This is a genomic window from Corynebacterium sp. LaCa_282, from assembly GCF_057198125.1.
Map to the genome: position 1 here is coordinate 392862 of NZ_CP191095.1, position 22803 is coordinate 415664.

General features: G+C 57.4%; 17 protein-coding genes and 1 pseudogene. 15 read left to right on the forward strand and 3 right to left on the reverse strand.

Going from position 1 to position 22803, the window contains the following annotated elements; genetic code table 11:
• Positions 1-30: 30 nt before the first annotated feature.
• From purD to ACP8KU_RS01800, 6 genes are all read left to right on the forward strand, one after another.
• Positions 31-1305, forward strand: coding sequence for a phosphoribosylamine--glycine ligase (purD, locus tag ACP8KU_RS01775; RefSeq protein ID WP_484483892.1), 1275 nt, complete (start codon positions 31-33; stop codon positions 1303-1305).
• Between the two features lie 33 nt (positions 1306-1338).
• Positions 1339-2778 (forward strand): adenylosuccinate lyase, encoded by a 1440-nt coding sequence (gene purB, locus ACP8KU_RS01780; RefSeq protein ID WP_005279575.1) that lies wholly within the window; start codon positions 1339-1341, stop codon positions 2776-2778.
• A gap of 53 nt (positions 2779-2831) precedes the next feature.
• Positions 2832-3725, forward strand: a complete 894-nt coding sequence (locus ACP8KU_RS01785) for a phosphoribosylaminoimidazolesuccinocarboxamide synthase (RefSeq protein ID WP_284610577.1) — start codon at positions 2832-2834, stop codon at positions 3723-3725.
• Between the two features lie 87 nt (positions 3726-3812).
• Complete coding sequence (locus ACP8KU_RS01790) at positions 3813-5936, forward strand: S9 family peptidase (protein WP_484483893.1); 2124 nt, start codon at positions 3813-3815, stop codon at positions 5934-5936.
• A gap of 89 nt (positions 5937-6025) precedes the next feature.
• Positions 6026-6709, forward strand: a complete 684-nt coding sequence (locus ACP8KU_RS01795; protein ID WP_484483894.1) for a DUF2334 domain-containing protein — start codon at positions 6026-6028, stop codon at positions 6707-6709.
• A 27-nt stretch (positions 6710-6736) separates the two neighbouring features.
• A complete protein-coding gene (locus tag ACP8KU_RS01800; protein ID WP_023017938.1) occupies positions 6737-6970 on the forward strand; it encodes a helix-turn-helix domain-containing protein in 234 nt (77 codons plus the stop codon).
• 6 nt (positions 6971-6976) lie between these two features.
• Here the strand turns inward: ACP8KU_RS01800 and ACP8KU_RS01805 are convergent, their stop codons facing one another.
• A complete protein-coding gene (locus ACP8KU_RS01805; RefSeq protein ID WP_023017937.1) occupies positions 6977-9697 on the reverse strand; it encodes an ExeM/NucH family extracellular endonuclease in 2721 nt (906 codons plus the stop codon).
• 279 nt (positions 9698-9976) lie between these two features.
• On the opposite strand from ACP8KU_RS01805, the gene purS reads away from it, so the two are divergent.
• The 6 genes and pseudogenes from purS to ACP8KU_RS01835 all read left to right on the forward strand — a co-directional run.
• Entirely contained in the window at positions 9977-10219 is a 243-nt protein-coding gene (purS, locus tag ACP8KU_RS01810) for a phosphoribosylformylglycinamidine synthase subunit PurS (RefSeq protein ID WP_005279580.1), read from the forward strand.
• Positions 10220-10903, forward strand: a complete 684-nt coding sequence (gene purQ, locus ACP8KU_RS01815; RefSeq protein WP_023017935.1) for a phosphoribosylformylglycinamidine synthase subunit PurQ — start codon at positions 10220-10222, stop codon at positions 10901-10903. It begins immediately after the preceding gene.
• Positions 10904-10916: 13 nt separating this feature from the next.
• A complete protein-coding gene (gene purL, locus ACP8KU_RS01820) occupies positions 10917-13226 on the forward strand; it encodes a phosphoribosylformylglycinamidine synthase subunit PurL (protein WP_023017934.1) in 2310 nt (769 codons plus the stop codon).
• Positions 13227-13370: 144 nt separating this feature from the next.
• Positions 13371-14654, forward strand: coding sequence for a glycosyltransferase family 87 protein (locus ACP8KU_RS01825; RefSeq protein ID WP_023017933.1), 1284 nt, complete (start codon positions 13371-13373; stop codon positions 14652-14654).
• Between the two features lie 217 nt (positions 14655-14871).
• Positions 14872-15825, forward strand: coding sequence for an ImmA/IrrE family metallo-endopeptidase (locus ACP8KU_RS01830; protein ID WP_023017931.1), 954 nt, complete (start codon positions 14872-14874; stop codon positions 15823-15825).
• Between the two features lie 263 nt (positions 15826-16088).
• Positions 16089-16247: pseudogene (locus ACP8KU_RS01835) on the forward strand (IS256 family transposase); the annotation flags it as partial.
• Positions 16248-16371: 124 nt separating this feature from the next.
• On the opposite strand, the gene denD reads toward ACP8KU_RS01835, so the two are convergent.
• Positions 16372-17340 (reverse strand): D-erythronate dehydrogenase, encoded by a 969-nt coding sequence (denD, locus tag ACP8KU_RS01840; protein ID WP_023017928.1) that lies wholly within the window; start codon positions 17338-17340, stop codon positions 16372-16374.
• Positions 17341-17715: 375 nt separating this feature from the next.
• Between denD and ACP8KU_RS01845 the strand changes: the two genes are divergently transcribed.
• The 3 genes from ACP8KU_RS01845 to ACP8KU_RS01855 all read left to right on the forward strand — a co-directional run bounded on the left by ACP8KU_RS01845 (position 17716) and on the right by ACP8KU_RS01855 (position 21525).
• Positions 17716-19095, forward strand: a complete 1380-nt coding sequence (locus ACP8KU_RS01845; protein ID WP_023017927.1) for a GntP family permease — start codon at positions 17716-17718, stop codon at positions 19093-19095.
• A 3-nt stretch (positions 19096-19098) separates the two neighbouring features.
• Positions 19099-20481 (forward strand): four-carbon acid sugar kinase family protein, encoded by a 1383-nt coding sequence (locus ACP8KU_RS01850; protein ID WP_042403801.1) that lies wholly within the window; start codon positions 19099-19101, stop codon positions 20479-20481.
• A gap of 159 nt (positions 20482-20640) precedes the next feature.
• Positions 20641-21525 (forward strand): NAD(P)-dependent oxidoreductase, encoded by an 885-nt coding sequence (locus tag ACP8KU_RS01855; RefSeq protein WP_023017925.1) that lies wholly within the window; start codon positions 20641-20643, stop codon positions 21523-21525.
• Between the two features lie 258 nt (positions 21526-21783).
• Here ACP8KU_RS01855 and ACP8KU_RS01860 read toward each other — a convergent pair whose 3' ends face one another.
• Positions 21784-22752: a GIY-YIG nuclease family protein gene (locus ACP8KU_RS01860; RefSeq protein ID WP_023017924.1), complete on the reverse strand. Its 969-nt coding sequence runs from the start codon at positions 22750-22752 to the stop codon at positions 21784-21786.
• Between the last annotated feature and the right edge of the window lie 51 nt (positions 22753-22803).

The window sequence follows — 22803 nt, forward strand, 5'->3', positions numbered from 1 at the left end:
GCCAGGCTACCCCCAGCTATGATGGTGGGCATGCGCATTCTCGTAATTGGTTCGGGCGGCCGTGAACACGCCCTCGTGAAAGGACTGCACGCTGATCCACAGGCTGCGGAGATCCACGTCGCGCCGGGCAGCGCGGCCATGGCACCGCTGGCTACCCTGCACCCGGAATACTCCCAGGTAGATGATCCAGAACGCATGGTGCAACTCGCTCAGGAGATCAATGCCGAGCTCGTGGTCATCGGCCCCGAGGTGCCGCTGGTCGCCGGTGTGGCGGATGCGCTGCGGGCAGAAGGCATCGCCGTGTTCGGGCCGAATAAGGACGCGGCCCAAATTGAAGGCTCCAAGGCCTTTGCCAAGGAAGTCATGGAGGCCGCTGGGGTCAAGACGGCCCGCGCGCAGCAGCTGCGCCCAGGCGCTAGCGAGGCCGATATTGAGGCCGCGCTGGATAATTTCGGGCCGCAGTTCGTGGTCAAGGACGATGGCCTGGCAGGCGGCAAGGGCGTCGTGGTCACCGGCGAGCGCGCCGCCGCCCTCGCCCATGTGGATGCGGTCTTAGGTGCCGGCAACCCCGTGCTCTTGGAATCGTTCCTGGACGGGCCTGAGGTATCGCTATTTTGCCTTGTCGATGGCGAGACCGTCGTGCCGCTGTTGCCCGCCCAGGACCACAAACGCGCCTACGATAACGACGAGGGCCCCAATACCGGCGGCATGGGCGCGTACACACCGCTGCCGTGGCTTGGCAGGGACGACGTGCAGCGCATCGTCGACGAGGTATGTACCCCGGTTGCCAAGGAAATGGTGCGCCGTGGCACCCCCTATTCCGGCCTGCTCTATGCCGGGCTGGCTTGGGGCGAAGAGGGCCCGGCGGTGGTGGAATTTAACTGCCGCTTTGGTGACCCGGAGACCCAAGCGGTGCTCTCGCTCCTACAGTCCCCGCTGGCGCAGGCGCTCAACGCCACCGCCACCGGCACGCTGGCAGAACTCGAGCCGCTGCAGTGGGAGGACGGCTTTGCCATCACCGTGGTCATGGCGGCAGAGGGATACCCCGCTTCTCCCCGCAAGGGCGATGCCATTACGGGCGAGGGCCTCGAGGATCCAGAGCGCGTGCTGCACGCCGGCACGAAGCGCTCCAATGGGGTATTCCAGAGCAATGGTGGCCGCGTGCTCAACGTGCTGGGCAAGGGCGACACGCTAGACGCCGCGCGCGAGAATGCCTACGCCACCGCCCAGGGCATTGAGTTTGCGGGCGGGTTTGTTCGGGGGGACATCGGCAAGCGCGCGGCAGCCGGGGAAATTTCTATCTAGCAAGTAGCCACGGGGGAGGGCAGGCATGGAATAATGAGCCACGTGGCTGAGAAGAAGAATATCCCCAACGTCCTGTCCTCCCGTTATGCTTCTGCGGAGCTTGCCAATATCTGGAGCGCGGAGCATAAAATCATCCTCGAGCGCAAGCTATGGATCGCCGTGATGCACGCCCAGAAGAACCTGGGCGTGGACATCCCCGCCAAGGCCATTAGCGCGTACGAGGCCGTTATCGAGGACGTAAACCTCGAATCCATTGCTGAGCGCGAGCGCGTCACCCGCCACGATGTGAAGGCCCGCATCGAAGAATTCAATGCGCTGGCCGGCTACGAGCACATCCACAAGGGTATGACCAGCCGCGATCTCACCGAGAACGTGGAGCAGCTGCAGATCCACACCTCGCTGGAAATCATCCGCGATAAGGCCATCGCCGTGGTCTCGCGCATTGGCCGTCACGCCGCCGAGTACCAATCCCTAGTTATGGCTGGGCGCTCGCACAACGTGGCCGCGCAGGCCACCACGCTGGGCAAGCGCTTTGCCACCGCCGGCGATGAAATGCTGCTGGCCATCGAGCGCGTGGAAGACCTGCTGTCGCACTACCCGCTGCGCGGCATCAAGGGGCCCATGGGTACCTCGCAGGACATGTTGGATCTCATGGGCGGTTCCGAGGATAAGCTCGCCTCCCTAGAGACCAATATTGCGGATTACCTTGGCTTCCGCCGCATCTTCAACTCCGTGGGCCAGGTGTACCCGCGCTCGCTGGATTTCGATGCCATCTCCTGCCTCGTCTCCCTGGGCACCGCCCCGGCATCGCTTGCCACCACCATCCGCCTGATGGCCGGCAACGAGACCGTCACCGAGGGCTTCAAGGAAGGCCAGGTGGGCTCGTCCGCCATGCCGCACAAGATGAACGCCCGCTCCTGCGAGCGCGTGACCGGCCTGCAGGTCATCCTGCGCGGCTACCTCACCATGGCCGCAGACCTCGCCGGCAGCCAGTGGAACGAGGGCGATGTCTCCTGCTCTGTGGTGCGACGCGTGGCGCTTCCCGATGCCTTCTTTGCCATCGATGGACAATTCGAAACCTTCCTCACCGTGCTCGATGAATTCGGCGCCTTCCCGGCCATGATCGACCGCGAGCTGGAGCGCTACCTGCCCTTCCTCGCCACCACCCGCATTCTCATGGCGGCGGTGCGCGCCGGGGTGGGCCGCGAGACCGCCCACGAGGTCATCAAGGAGAACGCCGTGGCCGTGGCCCTGAACATGCGCGAAAACGGTGGCAACCAGGACCTAGTCCAGCGCCTCGCGGCAGACGACCGCCTGCCCATGGACGAGGCCGAGTTAGAAAGGGTCCTCGAGGATAAGCACGCCTTCATCGGCGCCGCCGAATCCCAGGTTTCCCAGGTCCTGCACCGCATCAAGGCCCTCGTGGGCGAGCACCCCAAGGCCGCTGCCTATACGCCGGGCGAAATCCTCTAGCGCCGTGCGCGGGCTTATGTGCCCGCGCACGCCCGCGCGTTATGATGAGGACCATGCGTTCTGAGCTTTCTTCTTATACCCATGTAGCCTCTGGCAAGGTCCGCGATATTTACGATGTGGACGACAACACCCTGCTGATGGTGGTCTCTGACCGCATCTCCGCCTACGACTTTGCCTTGGAACCTGCCATCCCGGATAAGGGCCGGGTTCTCACGGCCACCTCGAAGTTTTTCTTCGATGCCATCGATTTTCCCAACCACCTCGCCGGACCGCTCGATGATGAGCGCATTCCGGAAGAGTGCTTGGGTCGCGCCATGGTAGTCAAGAAGCTGGATATGCTGCCCTTCGAGTGCGTGGCGCGCGGTTTCCTTACCGGCTCCGGCTTGAAGGAATACCAGGCAGACGGCACCGTGTGCGGCATCGAGCTGCCCGCAGGCCTTGTCGAGGCCTCCCGCCTGCCCGAGCCCATTTTCACCCCAGCCACCAAGGCTGAGCAGGGCGATCACGATGAGAACGTGTCCTTCGCGCACGTGGCGGACAAGCTCGGCCGCGAGCGCGCCGAAGAGCTGCGCGCGGCCACCTTGCGCATTTACGCCAAGGCCGCCCAGCTTGCAGAAGAGAAGGGCATCATCTTGGCCGATACCAAGTTCGAGTTCGGCCTTGATGAAGACGGCACGCTCGTGCTTGCCGATGAAGTCCTCACCCCCGATTCCTCCCGCTACTGGCCCGCCGATTCCTACGTGGAAGGCGAGGTACAGCCCTCCTTTGATAAGCAGTACGTGCGCGATTGGCTGACTTCTGCTGCCTCCGGCTGGGATAAGTCCTCTGAGACCACCCCGCCCGCGCTTCCCGATGACGTCGTTTCCGCCACCCGCCTGCGCTACATCGAGGCCTACGAAAGGCTATCGGGTGAGCGCTTCGCGGACTTCCTCGCGCCGAGTTCCTAGCCGGGGCGAACCAGACCGGCTCGGGCAACCGCGGTAGCTGGTTGCCCGCCGCTGGGGCAAGGCAGCTGACGCGTACAGTGGTAGGGCATGAGTGATGAAAAGACGACCGCACCGGTAGCTCCAGTCCACCCCATCAAGCGCGAATTTCACGGCCGCGAATTCGTGGATAATTACGAGTGGCTGCGCGATAAGCAATCGCAGGAAACCCTGGATTACCTCAACGCCGAAAACGATTACACGGCGGCGCATACCGGGCACTTGGATGCGATGACGGAAAATATCTTCCAAGAGATTAAATCCCGCATTAAACAAACCGATATGTCCGTGCCCGCCCGCCGCGGTAAGTACTGGTACTACGGACGCTCCGAAGAGGGCAAGAACTACGGCTATTCCTGCCGCATCCCGGTAGAAGAGGGTAGCGATCCGTGGACCGCACCGGTGATTCCGGAAGAAGGCAGCCCAGAGGGCGAAGAAATTATCCTGGACGCCAACGCCTTGGCAGAGGGCAAGGACTTCTTCGCCCTTGGTGCAGCCTCCATCTCAGATTCCGGCCGCTACCTGGCCTATTCCGTGGATTTTGCCGGCGATGAGCGCTTTGAGCTATCCATTAAGGACCTTGACACGGGAGATCTTCTAGAAGATCACCTCACCGGTATTTTCTACGGCGCTACCTGGGCAGGCGATGGCTACATCTTCTACACCACCGTGGATGATGCCTGGCGCCCGGATGCGGTGTGGCGCCATAAGGTAGGCACCGAGCAGTCCGCGGATGTGCGCGTCTTCCATGAGGCGGATGAGCACTTTAATGTGGGCATCGGCAGTGCTCGCTCCGATAAATACCTCTTCATTGGCGTGGGATCGAAGATTACCTCGGAAGCCTGGGTATTGGATACGGAGAACCCCGAAGGCGAATTCCGCCCGCTGTGGAAACGCGAGACCGGCGTGGATTATGACGTAGACCATGCCGTAGTGGGCGGCGAGGACTATTGGATTGTCACCCACAACGCCACCGGCCCGAACTTCGCGGTGGGCTATGCCAAGGTCGGTGAGGAACTTCCCGCCCTGCGCGATCTGCCGGAGCTGCTGGCACACGATGACACCACCCGCATCGAGGGCGTGGATACCTACCGCGACCACATGGTGGTGGGCTATCGCCGCGGCGGCACCGGCAGGGCCGCCATTATGCGCGTGGGCGATGACTTCGGGGAATTCGAAGAACTCAACTTCAACGAGGAGCTTTTTACCGTCGCCGTGGCCGGTAACCCGGAATGGGACGCGCCGGTAGTCCGCGTGAATTACGTGTCCTATATCCAGCCCGCGCAGCTTTTCGATTACCGCGTGGATACCGGCGAGTACACGCTGCTGAAGGAACAAGAAGTCCCCGGCGGCTATGACCCGGATGATTATGTGGCCTATCGCATCTGGTCTACCGCTAATGATGGCACCAAGATCCCGGTCTCCGTGGTGCACCGTTCCGATTTGGACCGCACCAAGCCCAACCCGACGCTGCTGTATGGCTACGGCTCCTACGAGGCCAGCATGGACCCGTACTTCTCCGCGTCCCGGCTATCGCTCATGGATCGCGGCATGATTTATGCGGTTGCCCATGTGCGCGGTGGCGGTGAGATGGGCCGTCAGTGGTATGACGATGGCAAGATGCTGCAGAAGAAAAACACCTTCACCGATTTCATCGCTGTGGCCGATGACCTCATCGAGCGCCGCGTGACCACCCCTGACCAAATGGTGGCCGAAGGCGGATCCGCCGGCGGCATGCTCATGGGCGCCGTGGCGAATATGGCCCCCGACCGCTTTACCGCCATTCAGGCCGTCGTCCCCTTCGTGGATCCGCTGACCTCGATGCTCATGCCGGAGCTTCCCCTCACGGTTCCCGAGTGGGAAGAGTGGGGCGATCCGTACCACGATCCTGAGTACTACGACTACATGAAGTCCTACTCGCCCTACGAGAATGTCGAGGCCAAGGACTATCCGGATATCTTAGCTATCACCTCGCTGAACGATACCCGCGTGTTGTACGTGGAACCTGCGAAGTGGGTTGCGCAGCTGCGCGCTACCGCCACCGGCGGCGAGTTCCTGCTTAAGACGGAGATGGCCGCCGGGCACGGTGGTGTATCCGGCCGCTACGATAAGTGGCGCCAAAACGCCTTCGAATACGCCTGGACCATCAATAAGGCCACCGGCCTGACGGAGTAATGCCGCAACGAAATCGCGCGCTGGCCGGCACCCCGGCAGGCGTTCTGGCCAGCGCGCGGATCTGGCGGTACTGTGCGATAATTTGAGCTATGACTAGCCACCTTCTGGTTTCTATCTCCAGTATTTTTGAGGACACTCGGAAGCAGGCTACAAGCTTCCTGTCGGTTCTGGACCGGGAGGAAATTCCCGTCTCCCTGCTTATCGCCCCGCATATCGATGGCAATTGGCACCTGGCCAAGGACAAGGACACCCAACAGTGGCTCAAGGATCAGGCGGCCGCTGGCCGTCCGCTTATCCTCAATGGCTTTGACCAAGCAGTCCAAGGCCGCCGCGCGGAGTTTGCCAATCTCAATTCCCACGAGGCGAAGCTGCGCCTAGCCGGTGCGACCCGGCAGATGGCGCAGATTGGTTTCGAACCCACCATCTTCGCGCCCCCGCGCTGGCGCATGTCTCCCGGAACTTTGCAGGTCCTGCCCAAATTCCCCTTTGAAGTGGCAGCTTCCACGCGGGGCATCCTGGAAGTACCGACCGGGAAATTCCACCAAGCCCGCAACCTTTCTTTTGGTGAGGGCTTTGGTTCCGCCAAATGGTGGCGCAAAAACATTATCCGCGCGGCAGAGCGCTCCGCCCAGCGCGGCAATCCCGTGCGCCTTTCCATCTCTGCCCGCAACCTGGATGACCGCAAGGTCATTAAGGACTTTGTCAAGGCAGCTCGCCGTGCCCTCGACGCGGGCGCTACTCCCGCTGATTACAGTATTTACCTGCCGCGTTAGTTCGGTTGACGCCTTATAGTAGATCACATGAAACGAACAGATGAACTAACAACGCAACAGGCGGCAGACTTCTTGAATGTCTCTCGGCCGCGTGTCATCGAGCTCATGGATGAGGGAACCTTGAAGGGGCATACAGAAGGTGCCTACCGCCATCTGTATGCCTCCAGCGTGCAGGACTTTAAACGCCAGAGAGACCTTAAGCAGCGTGCTGCTGCAGACGAGCTCGCGGTGCTTTCTGACGAGATGGGCCTGTACGAGTAGGCGCTCCTACTGGCTTAGGCCGTTAATGAAGTCCTTAGCCTGCTGCGGGAGCATGCCCCAGATTCCAGCGGGGATGATCTTTTGCAGGTTGCCGGTGGCCGCCATGAAGCCGGGGATGGCGAGCAGGCCAGCTAGGATGGCGAAGCCGATAATGGCGCCGGTGCCAAGTGAGCTAGAGCCGAATCCGAAGCCTGGGCCATCGGTGTTGTCATCGTCGCCTTGGTCGTCGCCACTTGGGGCGTCGGTGGATTCATCCTCGCCGAGCGTGAAACCGACCTTGACGGGATCGTGGTCGGAGGCGCGGAAGGGGGAATCGTCGTAGAAATCCACGGCGTTGTAGTTGCGGCGGGAGTATTCAAAGGCGACGGGTTCGTCGGCATTGATGTTCCACACTTGGGCATCGGCAAGCGCGCCCGAAGCAACCGCATTGGCTAGGACGTGGTCTAAGGTGCCGAGCAGGCCGTCGAACTGGTAGGAGGTATCGGCGCCGTATTTTTCCGCAGGCATGGTAAAGCCGTCGTTGCGGAAGACATCGAGCGCGGTTTCGTGGGTGTAGGTATTGAAATCACCCAGGGCGAAAAGCGGCTTATCCTTCCAATCGTCCTGCTTGTGCAGGGCATCGAGCACGGCCTGGGCCTGGGCGTTGCGGACGTTGGGGTTATTGCCCTGGCCGTCGCCGGAATCCTCATCGCCCTTGGCCACCGAGCCCTTGGACTTGAAGTGGTTGGCCACGGCGACGAAGGACTCGTCATCGCTATTGATCGGCTGGAATTCCTGGGCCAGCGGCTCGCGGGCGGTGCCGGAAAAGCGGGGATCCTGGAAGATGCGGGATTCGCCCACGGGCTTGACCACGTCCTTGTGATAAATGAACGCGGTGCGGATGACATCGGGGTGCGCAGGGACCTGATCCTTGGACGGGGAGGGCACGAAGGCCCACTTCTCGGAGCCCGCGGCTTCGTTGAGTTTTTCGGTCAGGCGTTTCAGCGCCTTATCGCGCTGGTCAAAGTCTCCGGTTACCGCGTAGCCATCTTCGATTTCGGAAAGACCAATGACATCTGCATCCAGGCCATTGATGGCCGCGACGATCTTGCGCTCTTGGTCCTCTAAGGCGGATTCGGTATAGGCGCCGCGGGTCTTGCCGCGGTTGACGGTGACCTTATTGCCCGCGCGGTCGGTATAGGCGCTGCCGCCGAATTCCTCGCCCAAAGAGGTGAAGTAATTCAGCACGTTGAAGGCGCCGATGGTGTATTCGCCCTTGACATCATCAACGGCGTGTAGCTCCGCATCGCGGGATTCTTCCCAGGAGATGGGGAGATCGGCGCCGGCGGTTTCACCGGTGACCGGCTCGGTGGGCTGGAAGCGCCACTGCTCGTGGGAATAGCCCACGATGACCGGATGTTGGAATTCCACGGTATCGGTGGTGCGCAGGGACTTGATGGTCTTGCCGCCATCTTGGGCGATATAGGGCAGCGGGGTGTCCTTATCGGTCCTTAGATAATCGCGGGTGCGGCCATCATCCAGGGTGACGAGCTTTTCTGCGTTATCTTTGGCCAGTTTTTGCAGCTCGGAATTGGGGTCGGTGGAAGGGGAGTGGACATCGGAAGGCTGGCGGAAGGCCTCATCGCCCGGGGCGAGGCCGACCTCGCCGTATTGGTTGAGCGAGTAGTTATTGGTCACGGTGTGCTTGCCGGGCTGGATGAGCATGTGCTCAAAGGGCTCGCGGGCGGAATCGCCTTGGGGCAGCTCGTCCACGGCGAGCGGGGTGACCTCCTCCAGCGCGGTATCGAGCTGCTTGAGGGAAGAAGCGCTTACCTGGGTGGCGCCGTAATACTCGGAGACCTGGCCGGTGACCTCAACGGAATCGCCGATGCTGGGGTATTTATCGGCGCCCTTTTTGCCCATGTGGACAAATAGCGCCTGCGAGGCATCGGTGGCTTCTTGGCCGGTGCCGCCGGTCTGGATGGTAAAGCCGTTTAAGCCACCTTCGCTCCACACGCCGGTGACAACGCCCTGGGTAGCAATATTTTGGCCCTCGAGAGGGGAGGTATTGCCGGTGCCCTGGATTTCCGCAATCGGGGTTATGCCTTCGGGGGCGGGAAGATTCTCGGAGCCACCCGAGCCACCCGGCTGTGGGGCCGGGGACTCGTTGCCGGAATTGGTGGGAGAAGGCGTGCCGACGGTGAAGTCCGCGGAGTTGTCATCGGTATCGGCGCCCGCCGCGTTGCGGGAGGCGGAGGTGTCATTGGATAGCGCACCGGTGGCAGCGCCTTCAAACTTGGAAGCGGCGCCGTAACCTAGGAGGTCAATGGTATTACCGGTGGCATCGGCAAGCTGCACCGAGCCCTTCGTGCCGGACATATTGACCTTGCCTTCCGCATCCGGGGTGGGAAGAGCCTGGGCCTGGCCATTGCCGGCGGCGCCCTGCACCAGGTAATAGCCGTGGGGAGCGATGGTGCCGGAAAGTGTAATCTTGCCGCCGCTATTGCCATTGGAGGCGAAGTACTCCACGGACCAGCCAGTGAGATCGATCGCGGCATCGGTGGGGTTATAAAGCTCGATGAAATCATTGGAAAAGCTCGCGCCCTTGTTTCCGCCACCGCCGTAGACCTCAGAGATGACCGCGGTGGAATTATCCGGGGCGGCCATGGCGGAAGGCACCGCGACGGATAGGGAGAGGGTGGAGAAACCGGCAGCGAGGGCTACCCTGCCAAGGCGGCGAAGTGCCATAGAAGTCACCTTAATCATAGAGAAAGTTGTCATGGACGCCTTTTATATTTACTCGCTGAACAATTGGTGTACCCGTGGCCGCAAGGGGTGGGTTGTGCGCGAGCAGGCGGTGAAACCTGGGTGCCGCGCAAAATTCGTTTTCCTGTTGGTCGTAATTTACGCGGTGTTTGCTTTGCTGGGGTGAAAACCCTGCAGTGGGGGTATATCTAGGGATTGGGCGGGGGTATGACTACACTGAATCGGGCAGACCTAAGCCCCATACAGTAAGGCAAAAATTTCATGGCTCGTGTAGTTGTCAATGTCATGCCCAAGGCGGAAATTTTGGATCCGCAGGGCCAAGCTGTCGTCCGCGCATTGGGTCGCATCGGAGTATCCGGTGTCAGCGATGTGCGCCAAGGAAAGCGCTTCGAACTCGAGGTAGATGACTCCGTTACCGCAGAGGAACTGGATAAGGTGGCAGAAACGCTGCTGGCTAATACCGTCATCGAGGACTACGAGGTTACGCAGCTGGAGGTCAAGTAAGTGACCGCAAAAATCGGAGTAATTACCTTCCCCGGCACCCTGGATGATGTGGATGCCGCCCGCGCGGCCCGCACCGCCGGCGCCGAGGTCATTAACCTCTGGCACGCGGATGCTGATCTGCGCGGCGTGGACGCGGTAGTCGTGCCGGGCGGTTTTTCTTATGGTGACTACCTGCGCTCGGGCGCTATTTCGGCGCTCGCCCCCGTCATGCGCAGCGTCATCGACCGCGCCAAGGCAGGAATGCCGGTGCTCGGCATTTGCAATGGTTTCCAAATCTTGACTGAAGCAGGCCTCTTACCGGGCGCATTGACTCGGAATAAGGGCCTGCATTTTCATTGCACCGATACCTACCTGGAGGTGGAGCACTCCACCACGGCCTGGACCAGTGAGTTTGAAAGGGGCCAAAAGATTTTGGTGCCCGCTAAGCACGGTGAGGGCCGCTTCCAGGCAGGCGATGACGATATCGCCCGCATCGAGGGCGAAGGCCGCGTGGTCTTCCGCTATACCGATAATTACAACGGCTCCATCAATGGCATTGCCGGTGTAAGCGATGAGTCCGGCCGGATTGTTGGCCTCATGCCGCACCCGGAGCACGCCATTGACCCGCTGACCGGCCCATCCACCGACGGATTGGGACTTTTCGTATCCGCCATCAAGGCCGTCGCGGAAGCGCCGGCGGTTTAAGGAGGCCACCTACATGACCGTTTCTAATGACACCGTAGACAAGGCACAGTCCACCCCGGATGAGCAGCAGCCGTACGTTGAGCTTGGCCTAAAGGATGACGAGTATCAGCGCATCCACGATATTTTGGGCCGGCGCCCCACCGACGCGGAGCTGACCATGTACTCCGTGATGTGGTCCGAGCACTGCTCTTATAAGTCTTCCAAGACGCACCTGCGCTACTTTGGTGAGACCATGACGGAGGAGATGGGGGAGAAGATCCTCGCTGGCATTGGTGAAAACGCCGGCGTGGTGGACATCGGCGATGGCAATGCGGTGACTTTCCGCGTGGAATCGCACAACCACCCCTCCTACGTGGAGCCCTACCAGGGCGCGGCCACCGGCGTGGGCGGCATCGTCCGCGACATCATGGCCATGGGTGCGCGCCCCATCGCCGTGATGGATCAGCTGCGCTTTGGGCCTGCCGATGCCCCCGATACCAAGCGCGTGCTGCCCGGCGTCGTATCCGGCGTGGGCGGCTACGGCAACTCCTTGGGCCTACCCAATATTGGCGGCGAAACCGTCTTTGATGAAACCTATGCGGGAAACCCGCTGGTCAACGCCCTGTGCGTGGGCACGCTCAAGGTCGATGACTTGAAGCTCGCCTTCGCCTCCGGCACCGGCAATAAGGTCATGCTCTTCGGTTCCCGCACCGGCCTGGACGGCATCGGCGGCGTATCCGTGCTGGCCTCCGATACCTTTGAAGACGGCGCCGAGCGCAAGCTTCCTGCCGTGCAGGTGGGCGACCCCTTCGCGGAAAAGGTGCTCATCGAATGCTGCCTGGACCTCTACCACGCCGGCGTCGTGGTGGGCATCCAGGACTTGGGCGGCGCCGGCCTGGCGTGCGCCACCTCTGAGCTGGCCGCGTCCGGCGATGGCGGCATGGAGGTCAACCTCGATGCGGTACCGCTGCGCGCGGAAAACATGACCGCCGCGGAAATCCTTGCCTCCGAGTCCCAGGAGCGCATGTGCGCCGTCGTGGCACCGGAAAACGTGGAGAAGTTCCGCGAAATCTGCGAGCACTGGGAGGTCACCTGCGCCGAAATCGGTGAGGTTACTGAAGGTGACCACTTGGTCATCCGCCACCAGGGTGAGGTCGTCGTCGATGCGCCGGCTGGCACCATCGCGGATGAAGCACCCGTCTACGAGCGCCCCTACGCCCGCCCCGAGTGGCAGGATGAGCTGCAGAAATACCAGGGCACGGACAAGCGCGGCCTGGTGGAATCCCTGCAAAAGCTCATTTCCTCGCCTTCGTTGTGCTCGCGCGATTTCATCATGAATCAGTATGACCGCTACGTGCGTGGCAATACCGTCCAGTCCCACCACGCGGACGCGGGTGTGCTGCGCATTGATGAGGAGACCGGCCGCGGCGTCGCCGTTTCCGCCGATGCTTCCGGCCGCTACACCAAGCTGGATCCGAACATGGGCGCGCGCCTGGCCTTGGCGGAGGCCTACCGCAACGTCGCGGTTACCGGCGCGAAGCCCGTTGCGATTACCAACTGCTTGAACTACGGTTCGCCGGAAAACCCGGACGTGATGTGGCAGTTCCGCGAATCCGTGCATGGGCTTGCCGATGCCGCCGTGGAACTCTCCATCCCCGTCTCCGGCGGCAACGTCTCTTTCTACAACCAGACCGGCTCCGAGCCGATTCTGCCCACCCCGGTCGTGGGCGTGCTCGGCGTGATCGACGATGTGCACAAGGCCATTGGCAATAACCTGGGCACCGTCAATGAGAAGGAGGTCCTCATCGCCTTGGGCGAGACCAAGGATGAGTTCGGCGGTTCCATCTGGCAGCTGGTGAGCGCCGAGGGCGCCGATAAGGACAACCTCAACGGCCTGCCGCCGCAGGTGGATATGGCTAATGAGAAGCGCCTCGCGGACTTCTTCCACGGCAACGATCTGCTCACCGCCGCGCACGATGTCTCTGAGGGAGGCCTTGCCGTCGCCGCCTTTGAGATGGCCAAGCGCGCCGGTGCGCTTGCCGATGCCGCCGGCCTCGGCCTCGACCTCGATCTCACCGCCGTGCACGAGGACGCCTTTACCGCGGCCTTCTCCGAGTCCGCTTCCCGCGTGCTCGTGGCCACCACCGCCGACCGCACCGATGAGGTGCTGGCTCGCGCCGCCGAGTTCGGAATCCCCGCCACCATCGTGGGTGAGACCACCAACACCGGTGCCTTGACCCTCGGCGGTGAGTCTGTCGCCATCTCCCAGCTGGTTGAGGCATGGTCTGCCACCTTGCCTGACCTCTTCGGCCACGCCGTGGGCGCCAACTCCGTCGTGGAGTAAACCAGCCCCTGGCATTGCCCAGCACAAGCCCGGCTTCGGCCGGGCTTGAGTAGCGTTTAGGCAATCTCCGATTTTCCCGGCCGCCGCCCATTAGATAACGCCATTTCTCTCTGATTCGAATCGTGATTTTACAGTAGGAGTCCCATGAGTGCGCATTCCCGCCACCAAGCCTCCGCACCCGCATCAACAGTGGTGCGGTGGTGCCACCATGGTATTGGGCTGGTATTTGGCCTAGTGGTCGCCATAATTTCCGTCGGAAAAATGAATTACGATGACTGGGATGCGTTATGGGTGGCGGGATTGCTCGTACGCGATGGAAACCGGGATCACCTCTATAGCATCAATGAACATGATTTCGCGATGCCCCGTGGTGACGTCTGGCTAGATACCATCGCCCACTCCGATGTCACTGGGTTTCCGCACCCTTATGTTCACGCTCCATTTCTTGCCGATGTCATGAGCTTGGTCGTGCAAGTCATGAGTTTTGATGTCTCCGTGATAGTGCTCGCGATTGTTTCCGGGTGGGCGTTGGTGGTGCTGATAGCCTCCGCCTGGTTCTTGTGGTTTGAAGAAGAAATACCGACCATGATCCTGCTTTTCGGCATACTCTTGGGCTGGGTATCGACGGCTTTTCAGTCATCGTTGATCCTTGGCCAGACGAGCCCGTTGATCTTTGCGGGGGTTGCATACGGCCTTGCTGCGTCCCGCGTGCACCCAGTGCGCGCGGGAATTGCACTGGGACTTGTATCTGCGGTGAAGCTAACCCCCATTGTCCTTGTGCTCATCTGCGTGGCATTTCCGCGGGCGCGGAAAACGGGAGTGGTAGCACTCGGGACAGGCGCCATCGCTGTACTGTACTCAATCGTCGTTTCTGGCTGGAACGTATTTACCTCTTGGTGGGATACCCTTCAGGACATCATGGGATCAGTAATGGTCGCCCCCGTCAACGGATCGATCGCCTCCCAGCTCAGCACCAACCGCGTTGAAGATGACAACCTCCTTGTCACCATTGTCGATGATCCTTCACTGGCTGCCAGCATTATTCCGCTACTTGTCACCCTGGCATTGATTGCACTGGTTATTGTTACCGCTGTGCGGTCACAGGATCCGTGGCGCATTACTGCCGTCGGCATCTTTACGGTGCTTACAGCTACCAGCAGTATCTTGTGGGATCATTACGTCTTGTGCGCCGTATTGCCACTGCTAGGCGTTCTGGCCCGCGGGCAGAATCGCATTATTTATGCCGTCCCAGTCTTGGGACTCTTCCTATTCCCGCCGCTGGCCAAGTCAGATTCTGATTTGTGGTTGCCGTGGTCCTCTTTCATCGCCTTGGCAGGTTTTGTCATCGCACTGTGTATCGCGGAGCTAAGCCGGAAGGACGCCCTGCCCCTGCGGGACCGCCGTCTTTCTTTCAAGAAAGCGAGTTAGTAGGCGGCTTTAGTCACAACGCCTTTCCAGAACTGAAGACTTCAAGATCGTTGCCCGGCCCTATCCGGCCAATGATGGTGGCACCCACCCAGTGATGATGTATGTCCACGGCGGCCAGGCGGTGCTGCATTCGCTTGCCGATGCCGCCGGCCTCGGCCGGGCCTTTGCTTGGGTTACGCTACTATTTAAGACCTACGGATAGTGAAGGAGGATCGTCATGGCACCTGTACGAGTGACGATTCAACCTGCTGTGCTGGCTTGGGCGGTATCCCGCACAGGGCTCTCACAATCCGCGCTACTCAAGCAATTCCCCAAAATCCAAGAATGGGAAGCTGGTGAAGAGCGTCCCACTCTAAAACAAGCGAAAGGCCTAGCGAAGAAAGCTCACATCCCTTTCGGCAGGCTGCTTCTCGATGTCCCTACAGGCGATGAGGTTGAGGTCGCGGACTTTAGAACCGTGCGCAATGAGCAGCTCGATACAGTCAGCCCAGAGCTGCAGGAAGTCATGTTCGCTTCCCAGACTCGCCTCGATTGGTACGTCGAATACGCACGGGACATAGGAATTGATCCGCCGGAGCTTTTCCATACCGCGAAGATTTCTGAGTCTGCTGCGGTTGCCGCTAGTAGCGTTCGGGACGTACTCCGCCTCACTCAAGAAACACCTCTTCCCGGGCGTGACAAAGTTCGTGAATTGGTTTCATTGATGGAAGATGCCGGGATACTTGTCGCCCGAAACTCCATTGCCGAAAACTCGACCCGTAGGGCACTTAATGTAGAGGAATTTCGTGGATTTACTCTTGAGGAGGATGGCTACTGCCTGGTTTTCATCAATACCCGCGATACCAAGACAGCCCAGCTTTTCAGTCTTGCGCTCGAATTGGCGCACGTTGTGCTTGGCAAACCCGGAATTTCTGATCACTCGGAGCGCCTAGAAACTGAGCAATGGTGTAATCAATTTGCTGCGGCTTTCTTGTGCCCGGGGCATTCTTTGCGGGAGAACTCCTGCCCAACCAGTGAAAATTCTGTCACTTCCTGCGTGGGGGAGAGGTTCTTCGAAACAGTGTTGAGCGCTGCAAGATCTGGTGTGTTGCCTGAGAAGCAGGCCGCTAGGTTCCTCGGCGTATCTTCGTATGCTTCCTATAAAGAACTTGTGCCGCTACCTGTCCAGTAAAAGTGGAGGTGTAGAAAGAATGCTTCCGATATTGCGGTATAAAGATTCGTCTCAAAAGGTTGCGTCGAAGTTTTCTTATCTTCATTTGTATCGTCCTGAATGATACAAATGAAGATCATTAGATGATACAAGTGGAGGGTTGCGTCCGCTAGTGTGGTGTATCTGTAACCCGTGGTAAGCCTCGTGCCGGTGCATAATAAGGCGACCATCACGGGTACCTTTCGAATCAACTTCTACTTATCTTCGAAAGGAATGTAACTGCGATGGCTGCTAATCCCCATCATATCGATCCCACTGCGTATCTGGAAGAATTGCTGACCCAAGCCTCCCCAGACTTGATGCGCCAGATGCTTACAGACTTCATTAAGCAGATACTTTCAGCCCAGGCTGACACGGTCTGCGGCGCTGATTACGCCACGGCACCGCGTTTGAACTATTCGGAGTAGTTGGAAATGGTGGTAGATTACCTTTCTTTTCAAGCCAACCGGGCTGGATGTCAGGCGTCCACCAAACGGGGATCGGGCCCAAGGTCCTTAGTATGGAGAGTTAAGACAGGAAGTCGTCAGAGTATTGCCGAATAACCGAATCGAAATCTTGGTCGCGCTCGAATCCTAATTTTTCCATTCGCTTTACGTCGAAGTTTCCGGGCCAGCTAGTAACAATGGAAGCTACACGTTCATTGGGCACATCAGAAGTTAAGGCTCTTGCTTCAGAACCCCCTACTCGTTCTAAGGATGCGAGCATTTCGCCTACAGTGACGCTGATTCCAGGAAGGTTCATGATCCGCCAGGAACCGAGGCGTGAGCTTTCAATGACTATTGCCCGTGCAATATTACGGATCGCAACTTGCGGTGAAGAGAGCCACATTAGCGTGTCATGTGGAACGGGAACTTCGGATGGAATCCCGTTGAGTGGTTCTCGGATAATGCCGCTGGCAAATGAGCTTGCCGCGGAGTTTGGCTTTCCAGGCCGTACGGAGATTGTCGGTAGGCGACAGATGCGTGCATCAATAAACCCTTTACGGCTGTATTCGTTGACCAGGATCTCGCAAATGGCCTTGGTCGCACCGTAAGTTGAGGCGGGCTGTGTGGCCCAGTATTCCGGCATTGTTTGAGGAAGCTCTCCGCCGAAAACAGCGAGCGAACTCGTGAAGATGAAGCGAGGTACAGGAGTTTTTTCCAATTCACGAACGGACCGTGCCGCTTCAAGGAGTGTACGAGTTCCGTCAATATTGACGTGCGTAGCAGAATCGAAGTCTAACTCCGATCCTCCCGAAAGAACAGAGGCCAAGTGGACGATAGTGTCAGTATTTTCGGTAACTGCTTGGCTGACGGCGTCTTTATCCGTGATTTCTCCTGTTATTGATCGCACCCGCGGGTCCGTGACGCTAGTGGGGATAAGATCGAAAGAAATTACCGAATCCAGTTTTATTTTTCCAGCGTCAGCTTCGGAGAGGAGATGTTGAATTAGCAGGGTGCCGAGGAACCCGGCTCCCCCGGTAATGACGATGTTCATAGTGGCTCCTTCGAGGACTGAAAAGTGGCAGGTTTGAGAAAAGGATAAATGCTGGGCATGCTCCAGTCGAGGCTTAAAGCGTATTTAATTATCGGGGTCGTACTAGCTGGGAAGTCGAAGTTTGCTGGTAAGGGCGTTGGAGACACACCGGGTTTCAGTGCCTGAAAGCAACGGTCAGCATTAAAGCAAAGGTTTCTTTTGGATGGGTTTCCTTTTAGTTACTTTTCCGTAAGAAGTGATGTAAGAGCTATCAGATCCAACATGTTATTGACTTCACAGCGGGCACCCCTTAGGGTAACAAACATCTGATTGAAGAAACATATCGGGTGTTTTATCCGTTTTATAATGCCCCCTCGGAAGCCATGAGGATCTTTAATGTCTCCAACTTTTCTTGTGACACTTGGTGTTGTCGCTGTAGCCCTCATCCTTGTCCTCATTATTAAAGCCAAGGTGCATCCATTTCTGGCTTTGCTTTTTGTGTCCATCGCGCTTGCGTTAACAGCGCGCGTGCCAATTTCGGAAGTCGTTCCTCTATTAAAAGATGGTATGGGCGGCACCCTTGGCGGAGTTGCACTCATAGTGACGCTTGGTGCTATGTTGGGTCGAATTGTTGAGGTGTCTGGCGGTGCAGATGTACTCGCTCGAGCCCTCGAGAAAAACTTTGGTGAGAAGCGTGCGCCTTGGGCATTGGGTGTTGCCTCCTTCATCTTTGGTATTCCTGTGTTCGTGGATGTGGCGACGATTGTGTTGGTTCCAATTGCCATCGCTGTCGCTCGGCGAATGATTGGCAAAGTCAACATGCTTGCTTTTGCACTTCCGGTCGTTTCTGCTCTGCTTGCTGTCCATGTGGTTCTGCCCCCTCATCCCGGCATTGTTGGTGCTTCGGAATTGATGCAAGCAGATGTGGGATTAGTGCTTCTTATCGGATTTATTCCCGTAATCGTGATGTGGTTTGTGGGACAGGTTTTGTCCGGATATGTGGCAGGAAAAGTGTTTTCACCAGTTCCTGTACTTGGTACTCAAGCGGCTGGTACAGCTGTGAGCGAGGAAAATGACACGGAACGTGAGCAAGCTCCGTCTGTCGGACTTGTCTTGGCTGCGATTATCCTTCCTCTTGCGCTGATTATGGGAGGCACAGTTTCTAAATTGGTGCTACCTGAAGGAAACTCCATTCGAGATTTTCTTGGATTCATTGGAGATTCCCCTATCGCCCTGTTCATCGGTGTAATTTTCGCTATCGCAACGCTAGGGATTGCTCGTGGATGGGGTAAAGAAAAGATCGAGGACGTCGTAGCATCTGCTCTTCCAGCCACTGCGGCCGTGATTCTTATTACTGGTGCTGGTGGAATGTTTGCCAAAGTTCTTACTGAGACCGGGGTGGCTGATGCCGTCGCAGATCTACTGGTTTCCACAGGCTTGCCAGTTCTGGTGCTGGCGTGGATGCTCGCTGCATTTCTCCGTGCCGCTCAAGGATCTGCGACTGTGGCAGCCCTCACCACCGCACCACTCGTGGCACCTATGACAGCATCGTTAGACCTCAACAGTCTGCAAATTGCTCTACTGACGGTAACCGTTGGTATCGGATCTATGGCATTCAGTCATGTCAACGACTCGCTTTTTTGGGTTTGGAGCCGTTACTTCCAAGTGGACACTGCGTCTGCATTGAAGTCTTATACAGTGACAACGACGATTATGTCGGTTACAGGTTTTGCCGTGGCAGGCGTCTTGTGGGGAGTTTTGGGGGCATTTGCATAAATAATGAAAATATTTTCAGAAATTGAAAGCTTGGAGGCTAATATGCGCCGAATTTTGGTCCTTGACGATGACCCTACCGGTTCCCAATGTGTGTCAGGAGTTGACGTCGCATTCGATACGGATCCATCGATTGCTGCGGATGTACTCAAAGAGCCCGGATCTACATGTTTCGTTTTAACTAATACTCGTGCTCTCGATGAGGACGCTGCAGTGAAGATGAACCATGAAATTGTGGCTGGTGTACTGAACGAATTAAGCCACCGGGATGGATTGCACGTGGTGTCTCGTTCCGACTCGACGTTGCGGGGGCATGTAATTGAGGAACCTAATGCAATCGCCGACGTGCTTTTGGAACATGGCTTAGAAGTGGATGCATTCCTTTTCTGTCCAGCGATGATTGAGGCAGGACGCTTCACAAAAGATGACGTGCATTTCGCAAAGGTTGATGGTGTTGAAAAGCGGGTAGAAGATACGGATTTTGCGAAGGATGCGACATTCGGATATTCCCATTCCAACCTTGCAGAATTCCTAGAGGAGCGTTCAGGGAGAGAAATTCAAGCCAAGGATTGTCTCTCGATTGGGCTTACTGATATCCGCGAAGGTGGCGTGCAGCGAGTGAAATCCCTGCTCCAGCAGGCTAAAAATCGCCGATGGGTGATTGTAAACGCTACGGAATATTCTGACATGGACGTGGTAGCGAAAGCTGTGGGGGAGCTTGAATCCCAAGGTCGAGTTTTCGTGTCTCGCTGTGGTCCTTCCTTTGTTCGTTCTCTTGCAGGGCAGCACCGTGCTCGAGTCCTCACGGAAGATGCACTACAAATCGATTCATCAAGATCATCACACGGACTGGTCGTAGTAGGTTCCCATGTGGGCCTAACAAGTCAGCAGCTTGCAGAGCTGCAAAGCCGCGGCGGCCATCTAGAATTTGAGCTTCAGGTTCCGAAACTTTTAGATTCTGCGACGCGTGAGAGCCATATCAACGAGATTTCTTCGAACATAATCAATCAATTAGCTAGTTCTGATTGTGTTGTGTACACCAGTCGCGAACTGATTAGTACAGATTCGAAAGCTGAATCACTCGAAATTGCGCGCCAAGTATCTGACGCAGTCGTCGCGGTCGTAAGGGCAGTCTGCAAAGCTCATCCAGCTTGGATTGTGGCCAAGGGAGGTATCACTTCCCATGAAGTCGCAGCATCAGGGTTGGGGATTCGCAGGGCGAAGGTGGAAGGCCAGTTTTATGAGGGGCAGATTAGTTTATTCACCGCTACTGATGCTCCAGATGACGTTCGTGGTGTTCCTTACGTGGTTTTTCCAGGGAATGTAGGAGGAACAGGCGCCTTGGCGGAGGTGGTTCAAAGACTACGCAACGCTTCGGAAAATGTTTGATTGGTAGATTTGGCACTGGGACAACGCGGCATACTGGAGCCCTTTTTAGCCAGTTAAAGACTCTGGTAACAAGAGTGATTCCCATATCGCATACAGGGTGATGCTGCCGCATATTTTGGCCATTTTAATTCTAAGTTCTGATCCAAAGGAGTAACTTTAATGACTACGACACCTAAAATTGCCTGGATTGGCCTAGGTGCTATGGGGGCACCAATGGCTCTTGCCACCGCTGAGGCAGGCATGAGTGTGACCGCATACGATGTATCTCCGGATTCGCTGAAAGCAGTTGAGTCTCACCTCTCTGTAGCTTCCAATGCTCGCGAGGCTGTCACTGGAGCTGATGTTGTAGCGATTATGGTCGCTACGGGCGCTCAGCTGGACTCCGTGCTTTTCGGGGACGATGGGGTTGCCTCGGAACTGAAGCAGGATACTGTTGTTTTGGTTATGGCAACCGTCGGGCCTCAAGCAATTGAAAGTGCTGCAGCAAGGCTTGAGGACGTGAATGTTCGAGTCGTTGATGCGCCAGTATCTGGTGGTGTCGCTCGAGCTAAGACTGGAGACTTGCTCATCATGGTTGGCGGCGAATCTTCTGATGTCTCCGTAGTACAGCCACTTCTCAACGCCATGGCAGCCAAATCTCCCGTCGTCGGTCCAAAACCGGGAGATGGACAGCGCTTCAAAATTGTAAATCAGTTGCTATGCGGCGTGCATATTGCTGCCGCCGCTGAAGCACTTGCACTGGCAGATTCTATGGGTCTTGACCTAACACAGGTCCACGACGTACTTGGGACCGGTGCTGCTGCGAGCTTTATGTTTAGCGACCGAGGACAGCGAATGATCGATGAAAACTTCGATGACGTTCGTAGCGCTCTAGATATTTTTGTTAAAGACATGGGCCTCGTGAGTGAAGCAGCGCGGGAAGTGCATCAACAGGTACCGCTCTCGTCGACGGCCGAGCAGCTTTATGTTCGGGGGCACCGTGAAGGCCTAGGACGCAAAGATGATTCAATAACTTTCAAGCTACTTCGAGGCGACAGTGATTAGCTTTAACAGCTAGATTAATATCCTTGTTCCTTGCAGCTTGTCTCAAATTACTGAACGATATAGAACATTGTCGGTGCAAGGTAAGGCTAGTGAATGATACAAGTTATTTGCGCGCCCTTGGGTGAGCGGCCAATCGGTCGTGCCAAGTTGTTTGTGTGTGGAGTGGGGTATAAGTATTAGCCCTACCCCGCGATGTGCCCACCAAGTCCAAGTGGGATCACGGCGTAAAACGTGGTTACCCTCTTTAGGCTGAAGAGATCACCAACCTTTTTCGATGATTTCCTCTTGGATGTACCTGAATATCTCGTCTGCGAGAGCATCGCTATGGTACTTCGAAAACATCGTCGTGCCCTTTCGCATTTGGCCGAGCGCCAATTCACGAGCAGCAAGGAGGATGGAATCTTCCATCAAAAGCTCATCGATTGCGAAGTCTCCGGGATACAGGATTGTCTTAACAGGGCCTGCTGAACGATAACTACTTCTGAACGTGTAGCCGCGCATATACGCCGGCGGCTCGTAGGTATCAGCAATATTTAATGTCGTGCAGGGCCTCCAAGTTCCGCCTTTGGAATTGCGACTAATTCTTAGGAAGAGCATTTCCACGTTGTTAATGCTCAAAGTGGCCACGCGGCGATCGATAGCGGACCTGTTCGTAGAGGGCATCGCCGTGACGGTCCAGATCTTCTTCTCCGTCAGATGTGGATAGGGGATGACATATGCCACGTAAGCGGACAGCGACCTTAAAATGTCTTCCCATCCAGGCTGCTTTCTAAGCTCCTCGAACTTTTTATTTGAAAGGTTTCGCTTTTTAGCGGTAACGGCTCGGTCGCCGATTTCGACCTCTCCTTCATCGGTAGCTTCTACGTCGAGCCATTTAGCTTGGACCTGCTGATCTATGAGCGCATCGAGTGGGGAATCGCCCAAAGGCTGTGCGAGGAGCGTCTTATTGCGCAGTAGGATTCCTGCTTTTCGGCGGCGTTGAATCTCGCCATATTCTGCCATGTTGAGCTCCCTTGCAGGAACCGGACAGAAATTGATGGCAACGATGTCAGGGTAGGTTCGCCGGTGGTCGGCTAAGCGCGAGGGAAAATTTACCGATTGGCCTACGTACTGCTCGCCATCGGAAAACTCAAGCACATAAATGCCACACGGATTTTTCAGTGTCAAGACTGCCGAGGGCGCCACATCGGAGGTGTAGTCCCATCTTTTGAATCGGAGATTACTCATTGCATTCCCACTTTATTCGTCTGGTTCAAGTTAATCAGGCTGTGGTCGTGA